This is a genomic window from Microbacterium oleivorans (genome assembly GCF_013389665.1).
Taxonomy (GTDB): Bacteria; Actinomycetota; Actinomycetes; order Actinomycetales; family Microbacteriaceae; genus Microbacterium; species Microbacterium oleivorans_C.
Genome location: NZ_CP058316.1, coordinates 3228682 through 3249246 on the forward strand (window position 1 = coordinate 3228682; position 20565 = coordinate 3249246).

Sequence of the window (20565 nt, forward strand, 5' to 3'; positions counted from 1 at the left end):
CGGCGTGCAGTCCGAGACGGGCGAGGAGACGGAGATACGTCCGTGAGTCGTGAGCGACACGACCACGTCATCGGAAGGAGAACTTCGTGACCACGAAGTCTCAGGACCGCCGCAAGGTGCGCCTCTCGCGCGCCCTCGGCATCGCACTGACCCCGAAGGCCGCCCGCTACCTCGAGAAGCGTCCCTACGCTCCGGGTGAGCACGGCCGCACCAAGCGCAAGGCCGACAGCGACTACGCCGTCCGTCTGCGTGAGAAGCAGCGTCTGCGCGAGCAGTACGGCATCCGCGAGAAGCAGATGCGCAACACCTTCAACGAGGCCCGCCGCAAGGACGGCCTGACGGGTGAGAACCTCGTCGAGCTGCTCGAGATGCGTCTGGACGCGCTCGTCGTCCGTGCCGGCTTCGCCCGCACGACCGCCCAGGCCCGCCAGCTCGTCGTGCACCGTCACATCAAGGTCGACGGCCAGCTCGTGGACCGCCCCTCGTTCCGCGTCAAGCCGGGCCAGCTCATCCACGTCAAGGAGAAGAGCGAGTCGCTCGAGCCGTTCCAGGTCGCAGCCGCCGGCGGTCACGCCGACGTCCTGCCCCCGGTCCCGGGCTACATCGAGGTCGAGCTCGACAAGCTGCAGGCGCGCCTCGTGCGTCGCCCGAAGCGTGCCGAGGTGCCCGTCACCTGTGACGTGCAGCTCGTCGTGGAGTACTACGCAGCGCGCTGATCTCCAGCATCATCGCCACGAAGGGCGTCGGGGTTCCCCGGCGCCCTTCGTGCTTTGCGCCTAACATGGATGCCATGAGGAACGCGCTGTGGTTCGTTTTGGGCGTCGCCGGCGGATTCGTCGCCGCGCACGTGATCAACAAGGACCCGCGCGGTCACGAGATGCTCGCCGAAGTCGACGCACGCATCTCGGAGTTCACAGACCGCATCGGTGACGCGTACCGCGACCAGGAGGCCCGCATCGAGGGCCTCGCCGCAGACGTCAAGGACGCCGCCTCGGACGCTCTGGGACCCATCGGCCAGGCCGCGGCTCAGGCCGTGGGCGCCGCCGAGGCGACGGCGTCCGAAGCGATCGAAGCGGTGAAGGATGCCGTCGACGCGGCCGACACCACCGACGACAAGCCCTCCGCCTGACCTTTTCCCCTGCCGCGTCGCGCCCGTTCGGACGCGACGCCGACGCCTGCCTGCCGAAGGACCCCGATGAAGACCGCCGAGATCGCCCAGCGCTACCTGGACTACTTCCAGAAGAAGGGGCACACCATCGTGCCCTCCGCCTCGCTCGTCACCGACGACCCCGCGCTGCTGTTCACGGTCGCCGGGATGGTGCCCTTCATCCCCTACCTCTCGGGCGACGTGCCCGCGCCCTACGCGCGGGCCGCCGACGTGCAGAAGTGCATCCGTACGAACGACATCGAGGAGGTCGGCAAGACCCCTCGCCACGGCACCTTCTTCCAGATGCTCGGCAACTGGTCGTTCGGCGACTACTTCAAGGAGGGGGCGATCTCCTTCGCGTGGGAGCTGCTCACCTCGCCCGAGTCGGAGGGCGGCCTCGGTTTCGACCCGAAGGACCTCTGGGTCACCGTCTATGAGGACGACGACGAAGCCCGCGACCTCTGGCTGACCCACTCCACGCTCCCCGACGAGCGGATCCAGCGACTGGGCAAGGACACCAACTACTGGAGCACGGGGCTGCCCGGGCCGGCCGGTCCGTGCTCGGAGATCTTCTTCGACCGCGGTCCCGCGTACGGCATCGACGGCGGCCCGGCCACCGACGACGACCGCTACGTCGAGATCTGGAACCTCGTCTTCATGCAGTACGAGATCACCGATGTGCGATCGAAGTACGACTTCACGATCGTCGGTGAGCTTCCGAACAAGAACATCGACACCGGCATGGGGCTCGAGCGCGTCGCCTTCATCAAGCAGGGCGTCGACAACATGTACGAGACCGACCAGGTGCGCCCCGTCCTCGACAAGGCCGTGGAGCTGTCGGGCAAGACCTACGGGGCCGACCACGAGGACGACGTGCGCTTCCGCGTCATCGCCGATCATGTGCGGTCCTCGCTCATGCTGCTCTCCGACGGCGTCACGCCCTCCAACGACGGACGCGGCTACATCCTGCGACGGCTCATGCGTCGCGCCATCCGCTCGATGCGGCTGCTGGGCGTCGACGGCCCGAGCTTCGCCGAGCTGTTCGCGGCGTCGCGGGACGCGATGAAGGAGTCGTACCCGGTCGTCGAGACGGATTACGCCCGCCTGTCGCAGTACGCGCTGGCCGAGGAGGCGACCTTCCTGCGCACGCTCGAGGCCGGCTCGGAGCTGCTCGACGAGTCGGTCGCGCAGACGAAGGCGCAGGGGGGCGAGCGCCTGAGCGGCGCGCAGGCGTTCCTGCTCCACGACACGTACGGCTTCCCGATCGACCTCACCCTCGAGATCGTCGAGGAGGCCGGCCTGAGCGTCGACCGCGGCGCGTTCGACACGCTCATGCAGGAGCAGCGCGAGCGGGCGAAGGCCGACGCGCGCTCACGCAAGGGCCAGCTGGCCGACACCAGCGTCTACCGGGACTTCCGTGCCCGCGGCGAGACCGTCTTCACCGGCTACTCCGAGCTCGAGACCGGCACGACGGTCCTGGGGCTGCTCGTCGGAGGCGTCTCCGTCGACCGCGCGACGCAGGGGCAGATCGCCGAGGTCATCCTCGGTGAGACCGCCCTCTACGCCGAGTCGGGCGGCCAGGTCGCCGACAAGGGCATCATCGTCGGCCCGGGCTACGAGCTCGAAGTCCTCGACGTCCAGAAGCCCGTCGCCGGACTGGTGAGCCACACCGTCGAGGTGACCAGCGGCGAGGTGGCCGTCGGCGAGGCCGCGACGACGATCGTGGATGCCGCGAACCGCCGCGCTGCGCAGCAGGCGCACTCCGCGACCCACCTCGTGCACGCCGCGCTCCGCGACACCCTCGGCAAGAGCGCGACCCAGGCGGGCTCGCTCAACCGTGCCGGCTACCTGCGGTTCGACTTCTCCTGGGGGCAGTCGCTGTCACCCGAGACCCGGACCGAGATCGAGGAGATCGCCAACAACGCGGTGCGCGAGAACCTCGAGGTCACGACGCGCATCATGTCGCTCGACGAGGCCAAGGCGGCCGGCGCGATGGCGCTGTTCGGGGAGAAGTACGGCGAGACCGTGCGCATGGTCGACATCGGCGGGCCGTGGTCGCGCGAGCTCTGCGCCGGCACCCACGTCTCCTCCAGCGCCGAGGTGGGGCTCATCAACCTCGTCGGCGAGTCGTCCGTGGGCGCGTCCAACCGTCGCGTCGAGGCGCTCGTCGGCCAGGACGCCTTCCGCGAGCTCGCCGCCGAACGCGCCATCGTCTCGCAGCTCACCAGCTCGCTGAAGACGCCGCGCGACCAGCTCCCCACCCGCATCGCCGAACTGGCTGCGAGCCTGAAGGCGGCGGAGAAGCGCATCGCGCAGTTCGAAGCCCGCGCCCTCGCCGACCGGCTGCCGCAGCTGGTGGCCACGGCGTCCGCTGCCGGGGCGTTCCAGGTCGTGGCCGAGTCGCTGGGCTCGGCCGGATCCGCCGACGACGTCCGCACGCTCGCGCTGCAGGTGCGCGACCGGCTCGGCTCCGAGACCGCCGCGATCGTCGCGCTCGGCGCCGTGGTGGGGGAGCGCCCGGTCGTCGTCGTGGCGACCAACGACCGCGCTCGTGCCGCGGGAGCCAAGGCCGGCGCGCTGGCCAAGGTCGCGGCGGGCACGCTCGGCGGTGGCGGCGGCGGGCGCGACGACGTCGCCCAGGGCGGTGGCACCGATCCGGCTGCACTGCCCGCGGCTCTCAGCGCGGTCCGCCGGGCGGCGGGCGGCCTGTGAGCGGATTCCGTCCGGGAGTGCGGCTGGGCATCGACGTCGGCACCGCGCGTATCGGCGTGGCCCGCTCGGACCGCGACGGGCTCCTGGCGGTGCCGATCGAGACCGTGCCCCGCGGGCCGGGCGACCTCGCCCGCATCGCGGCGATCGCCGCGGAGTACGACGCCTTCGAGCTCGTCGTCGGACTCCCGGTCGCGCTCAGCGGACGCGAGACCGCATCGACCGCCGACGCGCGTGCATTCGCGCAGGATCTGGCCGATGCGGGGCACCGCGTCCGGCTGATCGACGAGCGTCTCAGCACCGTCAGCGCCCACGCTGCTTTGCGGGGTTCGGGTCGATCCCAGCGTTCGTCTCGTAGCATTGTTGACCAGGTCGCCGCCGTAGTGCTCCTCCAGCAGGCACTCGACGTCGAGAAAAGCACCGGGAACCCGGCCGGTGCTTCCATCGCATCCTCGCAGGAGCACCCCTGACATGACTGACCGCCCGCCGTACGACGGCCCCACGCCGACGAGCCGCCGCGCCGCCCGCACGGCCGCGCCCCACCCGTCGCAGCCGCCCGTGGCGGCATCCGATCATCGCAGCGGAACTGCCGGTCACGCCGGAACGCCCGCCGCCGGGACGCTCGACGCCCTGTTCACCGGCGAGGTCAGCACCCAGGAGGTCGGCCGGGTTCCCAGTCGCGACGACCGCGATCGCCGCAAGAGCCGCATCGCCAAGTGGGTCTTCTTCATCGTCATCCTGGCGATCGTCGGCGGCATCGGCGCCGGCGCAGCCTGGGTCTGGTCCACCTACGAGACCCAGATCCGCTCGGTGATGGGGTGGGAGGAGCCGAAGGACTACGAGGCCGGGGAGGCGACCGGCGAAGTCCTCGTCACCGTCGTCGACGGCGACACCGGCTCCACGATCTCGGAGACCCTGTACGAACAGGGCGTGACGAAGACCCCGACGGCCTTCTACGACCACCTCATCGCGACGGTGCAGGATCCGCCGTTCCAGCCCGGTGTCTACGCGCTGCAGCAGCGGATGACCTCCGAGGCGGCGCTCGCGCGGATCCTCGACCCCGAGAGCCGCCGCCAGAACGCGGCGCAGGTGCGCGAAGGACTCACGGTCGAGCAGACCCTGCCCATCCTCGCCGAGGGGACGACGCTGCCGCTGGAGGACTTCCAGGCCGCCGTGGCCGACCCCGCGGCCTACGGGGTCCCCGCCGACAGCCTCGAAGGCTGGCTTTTCCCGGCGACCTACCAGTTCGATCCCGGCCTGACCGCGGCCGACGTCGTCCGGACGATGGTCGACCGCACCGTGCAGTCGCTCGACCAGGCCGGTGTCCCCGCGGAACGTCGGGAGGAGATCCTCACGACGGCGTCGATCATCCAGCGCGAGGCCCGCCTGGACGACGACTTCTACAAGGTGTCCCGGGTGATCGCCAACCGCCTGTCCGACGGGATGCGGCTGCAGATGGACTCCACCGCGCAGTTCGGCTACGGCGAGATGCACGACGGGACGGCGAGCTCGTCGGCGGAGGCGCTCGAGGACGACAACGCGTGGAACACCTACGTCCGCGACGGCCTGCCCGTCGGTCCTATCGCCAACCCCGGCGACGTCGCGATCTCGGCCGCGATGAGTCCGGCCGAGGGGCCGTGGCGCTACTTCGTGACCTGGAACATGGACACCGGCGAGACGATCTTCTCCGAGACCTTCGAGGAGCACGAGGCCGGCATCGCCCAGTGGAACGCCTGGTGCGAGGCGAATGACAACCGCGGCTGCTGACCCGGCTGCGGCGGCGACCCGGCGCTTCGAGGTCTGGGGCGATCCGATCGGCCACAGCCGATCGCCCGACCTGCACCGGGCCGCGTACGCGTTGCTCGGGATGCCGTGGCGGTACGACCGGCGCCGCGTCGACGAGGCGGCGTTCCGCGGCGAGCTGACAGCGCTCGATCCGACTGTCCACGGGCTGTCGCTGACCATGCCGCTGAAGACGCTCGCCCACGACGCCGGTGCACGGCGGGATGCCGCCGCCCGGGCGACCGGTGCGGCGAACACGCTCGTGCGCGCCGGAGACGGCTGGGCGGCGTTCAACACCGACGTCGGCGGTCTCGCGCGCGCGCTCACCGAGGCCGGCGTCGCGGGCGTCCCGCGCGCCCGTGTGGTCGGAGCGGGGGCGACGGCGACCTCGGCGATCGCGGCGCTGCGGCGCATCGGGGTCGGGGCGATCGACATCTCGGCGCGACGGCCCGGGGCGGCGGCGCCGCTGCGGGATCTGGCCGCGGCGATGGGCCTGGCCGTCACGGTGTCGCCGATGGATCGCCCGGTGGGCATCGTGGACCTGACGATCTCGACGCTTCCGGGAGATGCGCCCGTGCCGGCCGACGTGGCCGACGGACTGGCCGCCGTGGGAGGCACGCTCTACGACGTGGTCTACGGCACCTGGCCCACCGTGCTCGCCGAGGCGTGGGGGCGCCGTGCGCAGGAGGCCCACCCGGGCATGACCATGCTGCTGCACCAGGCGGTGCTGCAGGTCCGGATCTTCGCATCGGGCAGTCCCGATGAGCCCCTGCCGGGAGAGGAGAGCGTGATCGCCGTCATGCGGCGGGCGCTCGTGGGAGGATAGACGAATGCTCCGCGTGCTCACGGCCGGCGAATCCCACGGCCCCGAACTCGTCGCCCTCATGGAGGGTCTTCCCGCCGGCGTGCCGGTCACCCGCGCCGCGATCCAGGCCGACCTCGCCCGTCGCAAGCTCGGCTACGGCCGCGGCTCGCGCATGAAGTTCGAGGAGGACGAGCTCACGATCTCGACCGGTGTGCGCCACGGCCTCAGCCTGGGCAGCCCCATCGCGCTGCGCATCGCCAACACCGAGTGGCCGAAGTGGGTCGAGGTCATGAGCCCCGAGCCCGTCGAGCTCACCGAGCGCTCCCGCGGGCGCGGGGCGCCCCTCACCCGGCCGCGCCCGGGGCACGCCGATCTCGTGGGCATGCAGAAGTACGGCTTCGACGAGGCCAGGCCCATCCTCGAGCGCGCCAGCGCGCGCGAGACGGCGGCCCGTGTCGCGCTGGGTGCTGTGGCCCGCTCGTTCCTCGGCGAGCTCGGCATCCGTCTGGTCAGTCACACCCTCTCGATCGGCCCGGTCGAGGTGCCCGCCGGGTCGGCGCTTCCGACGCCCGACGACGTCGACGCCCTCGACGCCGATCCGCTGCGCTGCTTCCACGGCGAGACCTCCGCCGCGATGGTGGCCGAGGTGGACGCCGCGAAGAAGGACGGCGACACCCTCGGCGGCATCGTCGAGGTGCTCGCCTACGGCCTTCCGCCCGGGCTCGGCTCGCACGTGCAGTGGGACCGCCGCCTCGACGCCAAGCTCGCGCAGGCGCTGATGGGCATCCAGGCCATCAAGGGGGTCGAGGTCGGCGACGGCTTCGAGACCACTCGCCGCCGTGGCTCGGCCGCCCACGACGAGCTCTTCGCAACGGGCGACGGGATCGTACGGTCTACGGACAAGGCCGGCGGAACCGAGGGCGGGATGTCGACGGGCACCGTGCTGCGGGTGCGCGCGGGCATGAAGCCCATCGCGACGATCCCGAAGGCGCTGCGCACGGTCGATGTCGTCTCCGGCGAGTCGGCCACGGCGCATCACCAGCGTTCCGATGTCTGCGCCGTGCCCGCCGCGGGCGTCGTCGCCGAGGCGATGGTCGCCATCGTCCTCGCCGAGACGGTGCTCGAGAAGTTCGGCGGCGACAGCGTCGCCGAGACCCGCCGCAACCTCGAGGGATACCTCGCTGCGATCCCCGAGACGCTGCGATCGGCGGCGCTCAGCGACGACACGATCGGATGACCGAGCCCGCACTCGTCCTGATCGGGCCGATGGGGGCCGGCAAGTCGAGCATCGGCAAGAAGCTGGCGCGGTCGCTGGGCACCACCTTCACCGACAGCGACGGTGTCGTCGTGCAGGCGCACGGCCCCATCGAGAAGCTCTTCGCCGATCACGGCGAGGCACGCTTCCGAGAGATCGAACGGGCGGCGGTCTCGGAGGCGCTCGCGCGCGGCGGTGTCGTCGCGCTCGGGGGCGGTGCGGTGCTGCATCCGGCCACGCAGCAGGATCTCGCGGCGCTCCGGGTCGTGCTGCTCACCGTCTCGGCGCAGACGATCGCGTCTCGCCTGCGCGGCACCACCAGGCCGCTCCTGCAGGGCGACGACCCGCTCGCGCGCTGGCGTGAGCTGGCCGAGAGCCGCCGGGAGCTGTACGAGCGGCTCGCGACCGTGCGATTCGACACATCGACCGGCCCGATCCAAGACATCGTCGACGCCATCGCGGCGTGGGCGCAGGAGGCAACGTCATGACCGACACCACCGTCATCTCCGTCGCGGGCGACGCGCCGTACGACATCACCGTCGGACGAGGCATCCTGCCCCTCGTCGCCGATGTGCTCCCCGACACCGCGCGGAAGGTGCTCATCGTGCACCCGCCGACCCTGTCGGCCCAGGCCGAGCGGCTCCGCGAGGTGCTCGGCTCCGACCGACAGGTGCTGCTCGCCGAGATCCCCGACGCCGAGCAGGGCAAGCGGGTCGAGGTCGCGGCGTTCTGCTGGCAGGTCATGGGGCAGGCGGACTTCACCCGCACGGACGCCGTCGTCGGGTTCGGGGGCGGCGCGGTGACCGACCTCGCCGGGTTCGTCGCGGCGACCTGGCTGCGGGGGATCGCGGTCGTCCAGGTGCCGACGACGGTGCTCGGCATGGTCGACGCCGCGGTCGGCGGCAAGACGGGGATCAACACCGCCGAAGGGAAGAACCTCGTCGGTGCGTTCTGGCCGCCCGTGGCGGTGGTGTGCGACCTCGACCTGCTCGACGGCCTCTCGCGCAACGAGCGGGTGGCGGGCTTCGCGGAGGTCGTCAAAGCGGGCTTCATCTGGTACCCCGAGATCCTCGACCTCATCGAGGCCGACGCCGAGGCGGCGGTCGATCCGCACAGTCCCGCCTTCCGCAGGAGCATCGAGCTCGCGATCGACATGAAGGCGCGTGTCGTGGGGGAGGACCTGCGCGAGGCAGGTCTGCGCGAAGTGCTCAACTACGGCCACACGCTGGGCCACGCGATCGAGCACGCCGAGCGCTACCAGTGGCGCCACGGCGCCGCGATCTCGGTCGGCATGATGTTCGCGGCCGAGCTGTCCCGCCTCGCCGGACGGCTCCCGGATGCCGCCGCGCAGCGGCACCGCGACATCCTCGAGACGCTCGGCCTGCCGACCTCGTACCGCGCCGGCGCGTGGCGCCAGCTGCTGGCGACGATGCAGCGCGACAAGAAGGCTCGCGGTGCGATGCTCCGCTTCATCGTGCTCGACGACATCGGCAAGCCGACGGTGCTGCAGGCCCCCGACGAGTCGCTGCTCTTCGCCGCGTACCAGGAGGTCGGGGCCTGATCGTGGGCGAGGTGCGTGGGTAGGCTGGGCGCATGAGCACCCCGCGACGTCTGCTGCTGGTCAACGGGCCCAACCTCAACCTGCTCGGCACGCGCGAGCCCGAGATCTACGGACGCGAGACGCTCGCCGACGTCGAGGCGCTCGTGGTGGCGACCGCCGCCGAGCACGGCGTGGCGGTGCGCTCGGTGCAGAGCAATCACGAGGGTGTGCTCATCGACGCCATCCACGCCGCCCGTGAGGACTGCGTCGGCATCGTGATCAATCCGGGCGGCCTGACCCACACGTCCGTCGTGCTCCGCGACGCGCTCGCGGGGGTCTCGCTGCCGGTCGCCGAGGTGCACATCTCGAACGTCTACGAGCGCGAGTCGTTCCGGCATCATTCCTACGTCGCCGACATCGCGTCGGTGCACGTGATCGGCGAGGGCGTCGCGGGCTACGCGCGCGCGACGCAGCAGCTGCTCGACAACCTCACGTAGAATCGATCGTCGGCCTGCCGGCCGCCCGACCTCACGAACGGAACTCCACACTCATGGCATCGACCGCAGACATCAAGAACGGCGTCGTCCTCAGCATCGACGGTCAGCTCTGGAACGTCATCGAGTTCCAGCACGTCAAGCCGGGCAAGGGCGGGGCGTTCGTGCGCACGAAGCTGAAGAACGTCATGTCGGGCAAGGTCGTCGACCGCACCTACAACGCCGGCGCCAAGATCGACATCGAGAACGTCGACCGCCGCGACTTCACCTACCTGTACAACGACGGCGACAACTACGTCTTCATGGACGTCGACGACTACGACCAGATCAACGTCGCGGCCGCCACCGTCGGCGACGCCGCCAACTTCCTCCTCGAGAACCAGCAGGTGCAGATCGCGCTGAACAACGGCAACCCGCTGTACGTCGAGATGCCGGCGTCGGTCGTGCTCGAGATCACCTACACCGAGCCCGGCCTGCAGGGCGACCGCTCGTCGGCCGGCACGAAGGCGGCGACCGTCGAGACCGGGTACGAGATCCAGGTCCCGCTGTTCGTCGAGCAGGGCACCAAGGTGAAGGTCGACACCCGCACGGGCGACTACCTCGGCCGTGTGAACTGATCGCGGCGGCGCCCTCGACATGAGTGCCCGTTCCAAGGCGCGCAAGCGCGCCCTCGACATCCTCTACCAGTCCGACGTCCGCGGCGACGACCTGAGCGTCACGCTGGCCGCCGAGGCCAAGCGCGCGGCTCTCGAGCCCGCACGCGAGGCGTCCTGGCTCTACGCCCGCGAGATCATCGACGGGGTCATCGACAATCGCGACGACATCGACGAGCAGATCACCACCTTCGCCAAGGACTGGTCCCTCGCGCGCATGCCCGCCGTCGACCGGGCGATCCTGCGCCTGGGCGTGTGGGAGATCCTCTACAACGAGGCGGTCCCCGCCGCGGTAGCGATCGACGAGGCGGTCGAGCTCGCCAAGGAGTTCTCCACCGACGGATCGAGCGCTTTCGTGCACGGCGTCCTCGGCCGCGTCGCCCGCGCCTCCTGACCGGCGACGACGTCGCCGGGGCGGGGAGGGCAGTCGGGTGAGGTCGCGGTCGTGACCGCACTCCGCGGGCCGTCATGGCGTGCCGTGCTCGCGCCGGCCTCGGCCGACGACACCCCCATCGCCCTCGGGGTGCAGCTGCGCCAGCGCGAGAGCGCCGACGAGGCGCACTGGGGTCCACGGCGAGTGGCGCCGGCCACGGCCCGCAGCGTCGAGACGTCCACCGGCGATCTGCGGCTCGCGGTGCGCCCGCTCGTGCGCAGCTCGTCCAGCGCGCGGTGGGTCGCCGGCGACGAGACCTGGGAATCCCTGCGTCGCGGCGCCTGGCGCATCGACGCCGCCCGGACGCGGTGGTTCGCCACCCTGTACGGCATCGCCCACGATGCCCGGCTCCTCGGCGGGTTCGGCGACTCCGAGTGGCTGACGCTCGACGGGGCGGACTCCGACCTGCTGTGGCCGCACCTGCGGGCGGCTGCCGAGCTCGGCATCCCCATCGTGGCGACCCGTCCCGACCAGCAGGTCGAGCTCGGCGAGGCCGCCTCGGTCGAGGTGCGTGTGGACGCGCGGGAGGGCGGTCTCGTCCTCGTGACCACCGTCAGCGTCGACGGCGTCGCCGCGGCGCACGCGCGCCCGCTCGGACACGTGGGCGTGTACGCCATCGACCGGGTGGGCGACGTGCTGCGCATCACCTTCGCGCCCGTGCCGCTCGGCGGCGGCGTCCGCGCGCTGCTCGCCTCCGGCCGCCCGGTGGGCGTCCCCGCCGACGAGGTCGACGACTTCTTCCGCGAGGCGTACCCGCGCCTGACGCGGGAGGCGACCGTGGTCGCGGCGACGGGGGTGCGGTTGCCGCCGCCCGAGCGGGTGAGCGTGGTCGTGGCCGTGGAGCAGAATCCCCGGGACGAGCTGGTCTACGCCATCTCCTGGCACCTGCCCGGAGTCGGAGCTGTCGCGGTCTCGGTCGAGCGGGAACGCGACCCCGAGCGGGCAGACCTCCGCGGGGCGCTCGAACGGGCCTGGGCGAGCGCGAGCGGCGAACCGTTCGCACCGAGCGGGCGCCGCAGCGGCGTCGACGCCGCTGAGTTCACGACCCGGGTGCTTCCCGCCCTCGAAGAGCTGGATGCCGTTCGCGTCGAGGTGTCGGGGCTGCGTCGCGCGTACCGCGAACTCGCGGGCGACCCGCGCATCACGGTGAAGACGGTCGAGACGACCGATGCGGACTGGTTCGAGCTGGCGGTGCACGTCGTCGTCGAGGGCCGACGCGTCCCGTTCCGGCCGCTGTTCACCGCGCTCGCGCAGGGGCGGAAGAAGATGCTGCTGTCGGATGGCGCGTACTTCTCGCTCGCGCACCCCGCGCTCGACCGGCTCCGCGACCTCATCGAGGAATCGCGTGACCTCGTCGAATGGGAGACGGGCGCGCGGATCAGCCGCTACCACGTGCAGCTGTGGACGGATTTCGAAGACCTCGCCGACGAGAGCGAGCCCGCGGTCCGTTGGCGCCGCGCCGCCGACGCGCTGCGCGCCGCCGAGCCGGATGGCGACGGCGGCGCGGCCGCTCTCCTGCCGACCGGGCTCGCCACCGCGCTGCGTCCGTACCAGCGTGACGGCCTCGGCTGGCTCTGCGCGCTCCGCGACGCGCGGCTCGGTGGAGTCCTGGCCGACGACATGGGCCTCGGCAAGACACTGCAGCTCCTCGCGCTGCTGCAGCACGCACGCGAGGCGGGCGAGACGCGTCCGGCCCTCGTCGTGGCCCCGACCTCGGTGGTCGGCGCGTGGCGCGATGAGGCCGCCCGCCACGCCCCGGCGCTTCGCGTGACGATCGTCGACGGTTCCGGTCGCCGTTTCGACGACGTCGACACCGACGTCGTCGTGACGTCCTACGCACTGCTCCGCCTCGACGCGGCGGCCTACGCCGATCGCGAGTGGTCGAGCGTCGTCCTCGATGAGGCCCAGTACGTCAAGAATCCCCGCAGCCACGTCCATCGGGCTGCTCTCGCGCTGCGCGCCGACGTCGTCTTCGCCGCCACCGGCACACCGCTCGAGAACAGCCTGACCGACCTCTGGGCGATCCTCTCCCTGACCTCCCCGGGCCTGTTCCCGTCGGCTCGCCGGTTCCGCGAGGAGTACGTGACGCCGATCGAGCACGGCGGTGTCGACGAGAACCGCGAAGGCGGCGCGGCGCGAGAGCGCCGGCTGGGACGTCTGCGCGGCCGCATCCGTCCCTTCCTGTTGCGGCGGACGAAGGACGTCGTCGCCGCCGACCTGCCGCCCCGACAGGAGCAGGACATCCACGTCGAGCTCTCCAGCGGCCATCGTGCCGTCTACGAGCGCGTGCTGCAGCGCGAACGCCGCAAGGTGCTCGGTCTGCTGGACGATCTCGACAGCCAACGGTTCATCGTGTTCCGATCGCTGACGCTGCTGCGTCTGCTCGCGCTGGCTCCCGCACTGGTGGATGCCGGTGGCCCCGGCCTGGCGTCGAGCAAGCTGGGCGCGCTCCGCGACCGGCTCGACGCAGTGATCGCCGAAGGGCACCGCGCGCTCGTGTTCAGCCAGTTCACCTCCTATCTCGACATCGTCGAGGCCGACCTGCGCGCACACGGTGTCGGCGTGGTCCGTCTGGACGGCTCGACCACGCGGCGCTCGGCGGTCATCGACGCGTTCCGCCGGGGCGACGACCCGGTGTTCCTCATCAGCCTGAAGGCCGGCGGCGTGGGGCTGACGCTGACCGAGGCGGACTACGTGTTCCTCCTGGACCCCTGGTGGAATCCGGCGGCCGAGCAGCAGGCGATCGATCGGACCCACCGCATCGGACAGGACCGGCCGGTCACGGTGTACCGGCTCATCGCGGCGGGCACCATCGAGGAGAAGGTGGTCGAGTTGCAGCGCCGGAAAGCCCGCCTGTTCAGCGCGGTCTTCGACGCCGACGGGGCCTTCTCGAGCGCGCTCACGGCCGACGACATCCGCGCGCTGCTCTCCTGACCCCCGGGGGCGGGGATCCGGTGGCGTCGCAGCCGATCCGGCGAACTGACACGGCCCGGGCGGCCCGGTGGCCGGTGGGGCCTCACGTAGACTCGATCAGTCGCAACAGGAGGTCATCGTCATGCGCATCACAGGCCTGGGACATGCCGGAATGTTCATCGAGACGGCGGGGGGCAGCATCCTCTGCGACCCGGTCGTCGGCCCGAGCTTCTTCGGCTCGTGGTTCCCCTTCCCCGACAACCGCGGGCTCGACTGGAACCGGTTCGGCCGCGCCGACTTCCTCTACATCTCGCACCGGCACCGCGACCACTTCGACCCGGCGCTGCTGCGCAAGCACGTGCCCACCAGCATCCGCGTGCTGCTGCCGGACTATCCCACCGACGATCTCGAGACCGATCTGCGGGCACTCGGCTACGACAACATCGTCTACACCCAGAGTGGTGTTCCTCTGGAGTTCGGCGACCTGAAGGTCATGGTCACGCCGTTGCGTGCGCCGAGCGACGGGCCGATCGGCGACTCGAGCCTGTCGGTCGACGACGGCACGGCGTCGGTGCTGAATCAGAACGACTCCCACCCTCTCGACCTCGAGAAGCTCCTCTCGTTCGGCAAGCCGGACGCGTACTTCACCCAGGTCTCGGGGGCCATCTGGTGGCCGATGGTCTACGACCTGCCGCAGGACGCGAAGCAGAACTTCGCCCAGCTCAAGCGCGATGCGCAGAACAAGCGCGCGATGTACTACATCGACAAGGTCGACGCGCCCCATGTCTTCCCGATGGCCGGACCGCCGATGTTCCTGCGCGAGGAGCTCTTCCGCTACAACGGCTGGGGCGAGCAGGACGATTCGATCTTCACCGACCAGGCGCAGTTCCTGGAGCACATGGCGACCGAGCGTCCCGAGCAGCAGGGATACCTGTTCGTGCCCGGCACGCAGGTCGACGTGAACGGCGGCGACGTCGAGATCACCCAGACCCTCTACACCGATGCCGAGATCGAGCGGATCTTCTCGGACAAATGGGCCTACCTCGCCGAGCAGCGCGACAGCCGGCAGGACGAGGTGCGAGCCGAGATAGCCACGCGCGCCGAGGTGCTGCCGCCGGCCGAGATGCTGCAGGCGATCAAGGAGTGGTGGGAGCCGCTGCTGCGGCGTGCGCGGACGGTCCGCAACGGTGTCGGGGGCATGGTGCGGTTCCGCATCGGCGAGCTCGACATGGTCGTGGACTTCCCGCGGGCCAAGGTCCGCGAGTACGCCGGCGAGGAGTGCATCTACTGGTACACGATCCCCGCCGACCTCGTCTCGACGAACATCCGCGACCACGAGATCGACTGGTCGAACTCGATCTTCCTCTCGATGCAGTTCGAGGTCGGACGCAGCGGCAAGTTCAACGAGTTCCTCACGACCTTCCTGAAGTGCCTCTCGCGCGACCGCATCGAGTACGTGGAGAACTGGTACGCCGAGCAGTCCGACCAGACCGAGGATGCGGAGCTGGGGGACTGGACGGTGCAGCGTCGGTGCCCGCATCTGCGCGCCGACCTGACCAAGACCGGCAAGATCGAGGACGGTGTTCTCACCTGCTCGCTGCACGACTGGAAGTGGGATCTGGCGAGCGGTCGGTGCCTGACCACGCAGGGGCATCCGATCCGCGCGAGCCGGACCGAGGCCGTCGAGCGCGCCGAAGCCGTCAGCCCGGTGGCCTGAGCCCGGCGGGCGCCGATCGCCCAGCCCGGCCCCGAGGCGAGCTCAGCCGGTGGTGAGCAGCCACCACCAGATGAGCAGCAGAGTCACCACGAAGCCGCCGAGCTGGTTGAGCCAGAGGAACCGATCCCACCCGGCGGTCGCGTCCTCGCAGGTCTCGTCGGTGATGTCGCGGAACGGCCAGAGGGTGATCAGGTAGGGCACGACGACGAGCGCGGCGAGAGGGCCCGGCCAGGTCGTCGCGAGCATCAGCACACCCGCGACGATGTAGCAGACGAGGGCGAAGCGCACGGTCCATCGCGCGCCGCGCACGGTGGCGATCGAGGCGATGCCCGCGTCGCGGTCGGCGCCGACGTCCTGCACGGCCCCGAAGGCGTGCGAGGCGACGCCCCACGCGGCGAACGCCAGCACGATGAGCACCAGCTGCCACGTCCAGGTCGCCCCCGCCAGCACGAACCCGTACACGGCGGGTGAGAAGAAGTGGATGCTGCTGGTCGCGGAGTCCGCGAACGGCCGCTCCTTGAGCCGCAGCGGCGGGGCGCTGTAGAAGACGACGAAGAACAGGCTGAGGCCCAGCACGAGCCACGACAGCGGCGACCCGACCGCGACGAGGTAGACGACGAAAGGCACGCACGACAGCGCTGACGCCCACAGCGTCGCCCGGTGCACCCGTCGATCGAGGATGGCGCCGTGCGCACCGCCCTTGCGGGGGTTTCGCAGGTCGGACTCGTAGTCGAAGACGTCGTTGATGCCGTACATCGCGAGGTTGTACGGCACCAGGAAGAACAGGGTGCCGATCACGAGCGTGAGGTCGACCTCGCGCACGGTGAGCAGGTAGGCCGCGGCGAACGGGTACGCCGTGTTGATCCAGCTCACCGGGCGTGAGGCGACGAAAAGCTGGCGCGACAGCGAGGCGACGGTCATCGTTCGGGTCGTCTTTCCACGAGGGTCGCGACGGCCGGCACGAGGAAGGCCGCGCAGAGGGGGTAGGCGAAGTCCTCGATGGGCGCGAGCCCGACGCGGATGCCGCTGAGGTGCTCCTCAGGGTAGGTGAACAGGCCCACGGCGATCATGACGTTGTCGAAGACCGCCGTCAGCGCGATCAGCACGAGCGCCGCGACGGCCGACCGGATCATGCGCCGGCCGAACTCCGGACGGCGGACGGTGGCCACTGTCGCCGCCGCCGTCACGAGGACGAAGGGGACCACGATCAGGGTGTAGGTCACGATGGTGCGTTCCCGTCGCGGCGGGCGCTGCGGCGATGTGCGGCGCCGTGGACCACCAGCGCCAGATAGCTGAGGAAGAGCAGGAAGACCGGTTCCTCGATCGGCAGATGGGGCGCGAGGTCGAGCCCCAGCAGCAGCGTGCTGTCGCCCTTGACGAAGACGCCCGTCGCGATTCCCACGGCATCCCAGGCGAGGAAGAACACCGTCCCGGCGAGGGAGGCGATCAGCGTCGTGCGGCGGTCGCGCCACCAGGCCAGGCTGAAGCGACGGTCGAGCAGCGCGACCCCGCCGAACGAGACCAGCAGCGCGAGCAGATACAGACCCGGCACGTTCAGGCGGTCGCGGCCGGTTCGGGCAGGGGGCCGGCGGTGGTGTCGCCCCGCAGGCGCTTGACGACCAGCTCGGCCGAGATGAGGCACATCGGCAGGCCGATGCCGGGCAGGACCGAGCCGCCGGCGTAGTACAGACCGGGGACCCTCTTCGAGGCGTTGCCCGGCCGGAAGAGAGCGCTCTGGCGCAGTGTGTGCGCGAGCCCCAGGGCGTTGCCCCGCCACGCGCCGAGATCGCGCTCGAAGTCGCCGGGGGCGATGGTGCGGCGGACGCGGACGCGGTCGGCGAGGTCGGGGATGCCGGTCCACTCCGCGATCTGCGCGATCGCGCGGTCGGCGGCGGCCTCGATCACCGCGTCGCCCTCCCCGTCGACGCCCCCGCGTCCGAGTGCGGGGTCCGCCGGGATCGGGACGAGCACGAACAGGTTCTCGGAGCCCTCGGGTGCGACGGTGTCGTCGGTCGCGCTCGGGCGGCACACGTACAGCGAGGCGGGATCGGGGATGTGCGCATCGCGGCCCGAGATGGCATCGAAGTTCTCGCGCCAGCCGCTCGTGAACAGCAGCGTGTGGTGGGCGAGCTGGGGGAGCTCGCCGTCCACGCCGAGCAGGAGGAGCAGCGCGCCGAAGCTCGGCGTGCGCTTGCGCCACCAGCGCTCCGGGTAGGACTGCTGATCGGGCGGGAGAAGCACCGTCTCGGTGTGGTGCAGGTCGGCCGTCGACACGACGACATCCGCCGACAGCTCGCTGGTGTCCGCCAGGCGCACACCGTTCGCGGTGCCGTCGGCGCCGGTGAGGATCTGCGACACGGCGGTGCCGGTGCGCACCTCGACGCCGCGCGCGACGGCGAGGCGCTCGATGGCCGCGATGACCTCCGTGAACCCGCCGCGCGGGTAGTACACCGCGTCGTCGAGGTCGAGGTGGCTCATCAGGTGATACAGGCTCGGCACGTCGTACGGCGACGATCCCAGGAAGACCGCCGGGTACCCCAGGATCTGGCGGAGCATCGGGTCGGAGAACCGGCTCTCGACGTGGCGGACGAGCGAGCGGGTCAGCAGCGGTGCGAGCTGGGGGAGGCGTCCGAGGATCTCGGGGTCGCGCAGACCCTCCGTCGTCGCGTAGGTGTCGTAGAGGAAGCGCGAGACCGAGAGGTCGTAAGCATCCGCGGCGGAGTCGAGGTAATCCTCCAGGCGCTCGCCGGCGCCGGGCTCGCGGCTCTCGAACAGCGCGGTGGCCTCCGCGCGTCCCGACACGACGTCGATGTGCTCACCCGGACCGGACCCCGCGGGCTCCCCGTACACGCGGTAGGCGGGGGTGAGGGGCACGAGGTCGAGTTCCGCTGCCGCGGTCGTGCCGAGGAGCGCGAAGAAGTGATCGAACACCTCGGGCATGAGGTACCAGCTCGGTCCGGTGTCGAATCGGAAGCCGTCGCGCTCCCACGACCCGGCGCGCCCGCCGGTCTCGTCGCGAGCCTCGATGACCGTGACGGCGTGGCCCTCCTCGGCCAGGAGGGCGGCCGTCGACAGGCCGGCGATGCCGCCGCCCACGACGACGATCCGGCGGGGCCCGGGAGATGCGGCGCTCATGAGCCGGCTCGCAGGGGTGCGGCGCCGACCGTGGCGCGGGCCGCCAGGCCGAGCTTGACGCCGTTGGGAACGCGCACGCGGGCGCTGGTTCCGCCGGACCGGCGCAGGCGGCGCGAGAGGGCCGTGAAGAGGTCGTGGGCGGCCGTGACCGCGCGGCGGCAGTCCGCGGGGAGCCGGGGGATGATGGCGCCGGCGGCGTCGAGATCGGCGTCGATGCGGTCGAGGACCTCGAGCCGCGAGACGGCTCCGGCACCCGCGTCGCCGACGCCGAGGTAATCGCGGCCGAGGGAGCCGACGTCGTGGGGGAGATCGCGCAAGAAGTTCACGTCCTGGAAAGCGGCGCCGAGGCGGCGTGCGCCGTCGACGAGATCGGGATCGGCGGGGCGCGGCTGCGTCCCTCCGGCATTGACGAACACTTGGAGGCACATGAGCCCGACCACCTCGGCGGAGCCGTAGACGTACGAGTCGTGCGAGAGCGCGTCGTGCTCGGTGACGTCGAGGTCGGTGCGCATCGAGGCGAAGAAGGGGCGGACGAGATCGGCGCCGATGCCGCACTCGCGCGCGGTGCGGGCGAAGGCGTGCACGATGAGGTTGGCGCTGAACCCCTCGTCCACGGCCGCCAGCGTCTCGGTCTCCAGAGCGTCGAGCACCCGGCGCTGCGCCGAGGCCGGGAGCCCGGCCTGACTGGCCGAGCCGTCGACGATCTCGTCGGCCACGCGGACGAGGGCGTAGATGTTGCGCACATGCGGGCGGACGCGGCCGCCCAGGAGGCGCGCGGCGAGGCCGAACGAGGTCGAGTAGGCCGAGATCACCACGGCCGCGGCGTCACGCGCCGTTCGATCGTAGAGCGCGATTCCGGTGGTGGTGTCGTCGGTCACGGGATGCGTCCTTCGATGCCGGCGGCGAGCCGCTCGATGAGGGCATGGGGTTCGTCCGGAAGCTCGGCGGCGCGGCGCCGCACCGACGCGAGGGTGTGGCCGATGAGCGTCACCAGCTGCTCGCGTGCGCCGCTCGCATCGAGCTCGCGCTGCGCGGCCTGGACGGCGATGGGGCCGGTGGGAGCCATCGCGAGCGCGGACGAGATCTGCGGCCACGCGGCCGTCTCCCTCGCGAACGAGATGAGCGGGGTGCGCTTGGCCTCACGCAGGTCGGCACCGGCGAGGCGACCGGCTTGCGCGGCGCTTCCGAAGGTGCCGATCAGGTCGTCGACGAGCTGGAAGGCGAGCCCGAGGTCGGCTCCCGCCGTCATCAGCACGGCGCGGTCGCCTTCGTCGGCACCCGCCAAAACGGCGCCCGCCGCGAGCGGGGCGCAGAAGGAGTACACGGCGGTCTTGTCGTGCGCGGCGCTGAGCAGCTGCGCGGCATCGGGCTCGGTGGGGACGAGGGCATGCTCGACGTCGGCGAGCTCCCCGATCGCCGAGACGAGAACGGCGTCGTCGAGCAGCGAGAAGAGCCGGACGCGCTGATCCGCGTCGACGTCGGCCATCGCGACCAGGCGCGCCGCCTCGTAGAGGAGGATGTCTCCCGCCAGGACCGCCGCCGCGTCGCCCACGCGTTCGGCGCCCGCGTCGCCGACGCCGAGGGCACGAGCGCGTGAACGGAACGTCCCCCCGACATTGGGCACACCACGCCGCTCGATATCGCGGTCGATGAGGTCGTCGTGGATGACGAAGGCGGTGTGGAGCAGTTCGAAGGCGGCGGCGACGTCCCAGAGACCGTCGGCGTGATCGCGGTCTCCACCGAACGCGTCGAAGGCGGCGACCACGAGCGCGGGACGGAACCGTTTGCCGCCCGAGGTGGCCTCACCGGTCGCACGGATGAGAGCGAGAGCGGCGGAGCCGCGGGGGATGGCCCGCTCGGTGAGGCGCGTGAGCACGGCATCCAACGCGTGGTCGACCGCTGTCGAGCTGTCTTCCGGCAGCGAGATCATGTTCACCATCCACGGGTCTGCCATTCAGCGGGCCTTTTTGCTAGCTTAACTA

The 20565-nt window shown here is 71.2% G+C and carries 20 protein-coding genes; 14 read left to right on the forward strand and 6 right to left on the reverse strand.

Going from position 1 to position 20565, the window contains the following annotated elements; translation table 11 throughout:
- The first annotated feature begins 86 nt into the window (after positions 1-86).
- From rpsD to HW566_RS15410, 14 genes are all read left to right on the forward strand, one after another.
- Positions 87-716, forward strand: a complete 630-nt coding sequence (rpsD, locus tag HW566_RS15345) for a 30S ribosomal protein S4 (RefSeq protein ID WP_178014335.1) — start codon at positions 87-89, stop codon at positions 714-716.
- Positions 717-790: 74 nt separating this feature from the next.
- A complete protein-coding gene (locus HW566_RS15350) occupies positions 791-1129 on the forward strand; it encodes an ATPase (RefSeq protein ID WP_256728763.1) in 339 nt (112 codons plus the stop codon).
- A gap of 66 nt (positions 1130-1195) precedes the next feature.
- Positions 1196-3859, forward strand: coding sequence for an alanine--tRNA ligase (gene alaS, locus HW566_RS15355; protein WP_178014339.1), 2664 nt, complete (start codon positions 1196-1198; stop codon positions 3857-3859).
- Positions 3856-4326, forward strand: coding sequence for a Holliday junction resolvase RuvX (gene ruvX, locus HW566_RS15360; RefSeq protein ID WP_178014341.1), 471 nt, complete (start codon positions 3856-3858; stop codon positions 4324-4326). Before alaS ends, ruvX begins: the two co-directional genes overlap by 4 nt.
- A 1-nt stretch (position 4327) precedes the next feature.
- Positions 4328-5623, forward strand: coding sequence for an endolytic transglycosylase MltG (gene mltG / locus HW566_RS15365; RefSeq protein ID WP_178014343.1), 1296 nt, complete (start codon positions 4328-4330; stop codon positions 5621-5623).
- Positions 5604-6464: a shikimate dehydrogenase gene (locus tag HW566_RS15370; RefSeq protein ID WP_178014345.1), complete on the forward strand. Its 861-nt coding sequence runs from the start codon at positions 5604-5606 to the stop codon at positions 6462-6464. Before mltG ends, HW566_RS15370 begins: the two co-directional genes overlap by 20 nt.
- Before the next feature lie 4 nt (positions 6465-6468).
- On the forward strand, positions 6469-7680 hold the full coding sequence (gene aroC / locus HW566_RS15375) for a chorismate synthase (RefSeq protein ID WP_178014347.1): 1212 nt from the start codon (positions 6469-6471) through the stop codon (positions 7678-7680).
- Entirely contained in the window at positions 7677-8186 is a 510-nt protein-coding gene (locus HW566_RS15380) for a shikimate kinase (protein WP_178014349.1), read from the forward strand. Before aroC ends, HW566_RS15380 begins: the two co-directional genes overlap by 4 nt.
- Entirely contained in the window at positions 8183-9259 is a 1077-nt protein-coding gene (aroB, locus tag HW566_RS15385) for a 3-dehydroquinate synthase (protein ID WP_178014351.1), read from the forward strand. Before HW566_RS15380 ends, aroB begins: the two co-directional genes overlap by 4 nt.
- Before the next feature lie 32 nt (positions 9260-9291).
- Entirely contained in the window at positions 9292-9735 is a 444-nt protein-coding gene (aroQ, locus tag HW566_RS15390) for a type II 3-dehydroquinate dehydratase (RefSeq protein ID WP_178014353.1), read from the forward strand.
- A 53-nt stretch (positions 9736-9788) separates the two neighbouring features.
- Positions 9789-10349: an elongation factor P gene (gene efp, locus HW566_RS15395; protein ID WP_178014354.1), complete on the forward strand. Its 561-nt coding sequence runs from the start codon at positions 9789-9791 to the stop codon at positions 10347-10349.
- Between the two features lie 19 nt (positions 10350-10368).
- Positions 10369-10779, forward strand: a complete 411-nt coding sequence (nusB, locus tag HW566_RS15400; protein ID WP_178014356.1) for a transcription antitermination factor NusB — start codon at positions 10369-10371, stop codon at positions 10777-10779.
- Positions 10780-10830: 51 nt separating this feature from the next.
- Positions 10831-13752 (forward strand): DEAD/DEAH box helicase, encoded by a 2922-nt coding sequence (locus HW566_RS15405; RefSeq protein WP_178014358.1) that lies wholly within the window; start codon positions 10831-10833, stop codon positions 13750-13752.
- Between the two features lie 121 nt (positions 13753-13873).
- The gene (locus HW566_RS15410; protein ID WP_178014360.1) at positions 13874-15448 is read left to right on the forward strand and encodes a Rieske 2Fe-2S domain-containing protein; all 1575 of its coding nucleotides are present in this window, start codon (positions 13874-13876) and stop codon (positions 15446-15448) included.
- A gap of 42 nt (positions 15449-15490) precedes the next feature.
- Here HW566_RS15410 and HW566_RS15415 read toward each other — a convergent pair whose 3' ends face one another.
- Genes HW566_RS15415 through HW566_RS15440 form a run of 6 tightly spaced genes read right to left on the reverse strand, consistent with a single transcriptional unit; the run spans position 15491 to position 20537 of the window.
- Positions 15491-16369 carry a prenyltransferase gene (locus tag HW566_RS15415; protein WP_178014362.1) on the reverse strand — a complete coding sequence of 293 codons (879 nt, stop codon included), beginning with the start codon at positions 16367-16369 and terminating at the stop codon, positions 15491-15493.
- Positions 16366-16671 carry a lycopene cyclase domain-containing protein gene (locus tag HW566_RS15420; protein WP_178014364.1) on the reverse strand — a complete coding sequence of 102 codons (306 nt, stop codon included), beginning with the start codon at positions 16669-16671 and terminating at the stop codon, positions 16366-16368. Before HW566_RS15420 ends, HW566_RS15415 begins: the two co-directional genes overlap by 4 nt.
- The gene (locus tag HW566_RS15425; RefSeq protein ID WP_178014366.1) at positions 16668-17000 is read right to left on the reverse strand and encodes a lycopene cyclase domain-containing protein; all 333 of its coding nucleotides are present in this window, start codon (positions 16998-17000) and stop codon (positions 16668-16670) included. Before HW566_RS15425 ends, HW566_RS15420 begins: the two co-directional genes overlap by 4 nt.
- A 2-nt stretch (positions 17001-17002) precedes the next feature.
- Positions 17003-18583, reverse strand: coding sequence for a phytoene desaturase family protein (gene crtI, locus HW566_RS15430; protein ID WP_178014368.1), 1581 nt, complete (start codon positions 18581-18583; stop codon positions 17003-17005).
- Positions 18580-19461, reverse strand: a complete 882-nt coding sequence (locus HW566_RS15435) for a phytoene/squalene synthase family protein (protein WP_178014370.1) — start codon at positions 19459-19461, stop codon at positions 18580-18582. The genes crtI and HW566_RS15435 overlap by 4 nt, the downstream gene beginning before the upstream one ends.
- Positions 19458-20537: a polyprenyl synthetase family protein gene (locus HW566_RS15440; protein ID WP_256728764.1), complete on the reverse strand. Its 1080-nt coding sequence runs from the start codon at positions 20535-20537 to the stop codon at positions 19458-19460. The genes HW566_RS15435 and HW566_RS15440 overlap by 4 nt, the downstream gene beginning before the upstream one ends.
- Positions 20538-20565: the final 28 nt, after the last annotated feature.

Coding starts and splice junctions, on each gene's coding strand:
- HW566_RS15350 (WP_256728763.1), top strand. CDS start 791: ATGAGGAACGCGCTGTGGTTCGTTTTGGGCGTCGCCGGCGGATTCGTC.
- alaS (WP_178014339.1), top strand. CDS start 1,196: ATGAAGACCGCCGAGATCGCCCAGCGCTACCTGGACTACTTCCAGAAG.
- mltG (WP_178014343.1), top strand. CDS start 4,328: ATGACTGACCGCCCGCCGTACGACGGCCCCACGCCGACGAGCCGCCGC.
- HW566_RS15370 (WP_178014345.1), top strand. CDS start 5,604: ATGACAACCGCGGCTGCTGACCCGGCTGCGGCGGCGACCCGGCGCTTC.
- aroC (WP_178014347.1), top strand. CDS start 6,469: ATGCTCCGCGTGCTCACGGCCGGCGAATCCCACGGCCCCGAACTCGTC.
- HW566_RS15380 (WP_178014349.1), top strand. CDS start 7,677: ATGACCGAGCCCGCACTCGTCCTGATCGGGCCGATGGGGGCCGGCAAG.
- aroB (WP_178014351.1), top strand. CDS start 8,183: ATGACCGACACCACCGTCATCTCCGTCGCGGGCGACGCGCCGTACGAC.
- aroQ (WP_178014353.1), top strand. CDS start 9,292: ATGAGCACCCCGCGACGTCTGCTGCTGGTCAACGGGCCCAACCTCAAC.
- efp (WP_178014354.1), top strand. CDS start 9,789: ATGGCATCGACCGCAGACATCAAGAACGGCGTCGTCCTCAGCATCGAC.
- nusB (WP_178014356.1), top strand. CDS start 10,369: ATGAGTGCCCGTTCCAAGGCGCGCAAGCGCGCCCTCGACATCCTCTAC.
- HW566_RS15410 (WP_178014360.1), top strand. CDS start 13,874: ATGCGCATCACAGGCCTGGGACATGCCGGAATGTTCATCGAGACGGCG.
- HW566_RS15415 (WP_178014362.1), bottom strand. CDS start 16,369: ATGACCGTCGCCTCGCTGTCGCGCCAGCTTTTCGTCGCCTCACGCCCG.
- crtI (WP_178014368.1), bottom strand. CDS start 18,583: ATGAGCGCCGCATCTCCCGGGCCCCGCCGGATCGTCGTCGTGGGCGGC.
- HW566_RS15440 (WP_256728764.1), bottom strand. CDS start 20,537: ATGGCAGACCCGTGGATGGTGAACATGATCTCGCTGCCGGAAGACAGC.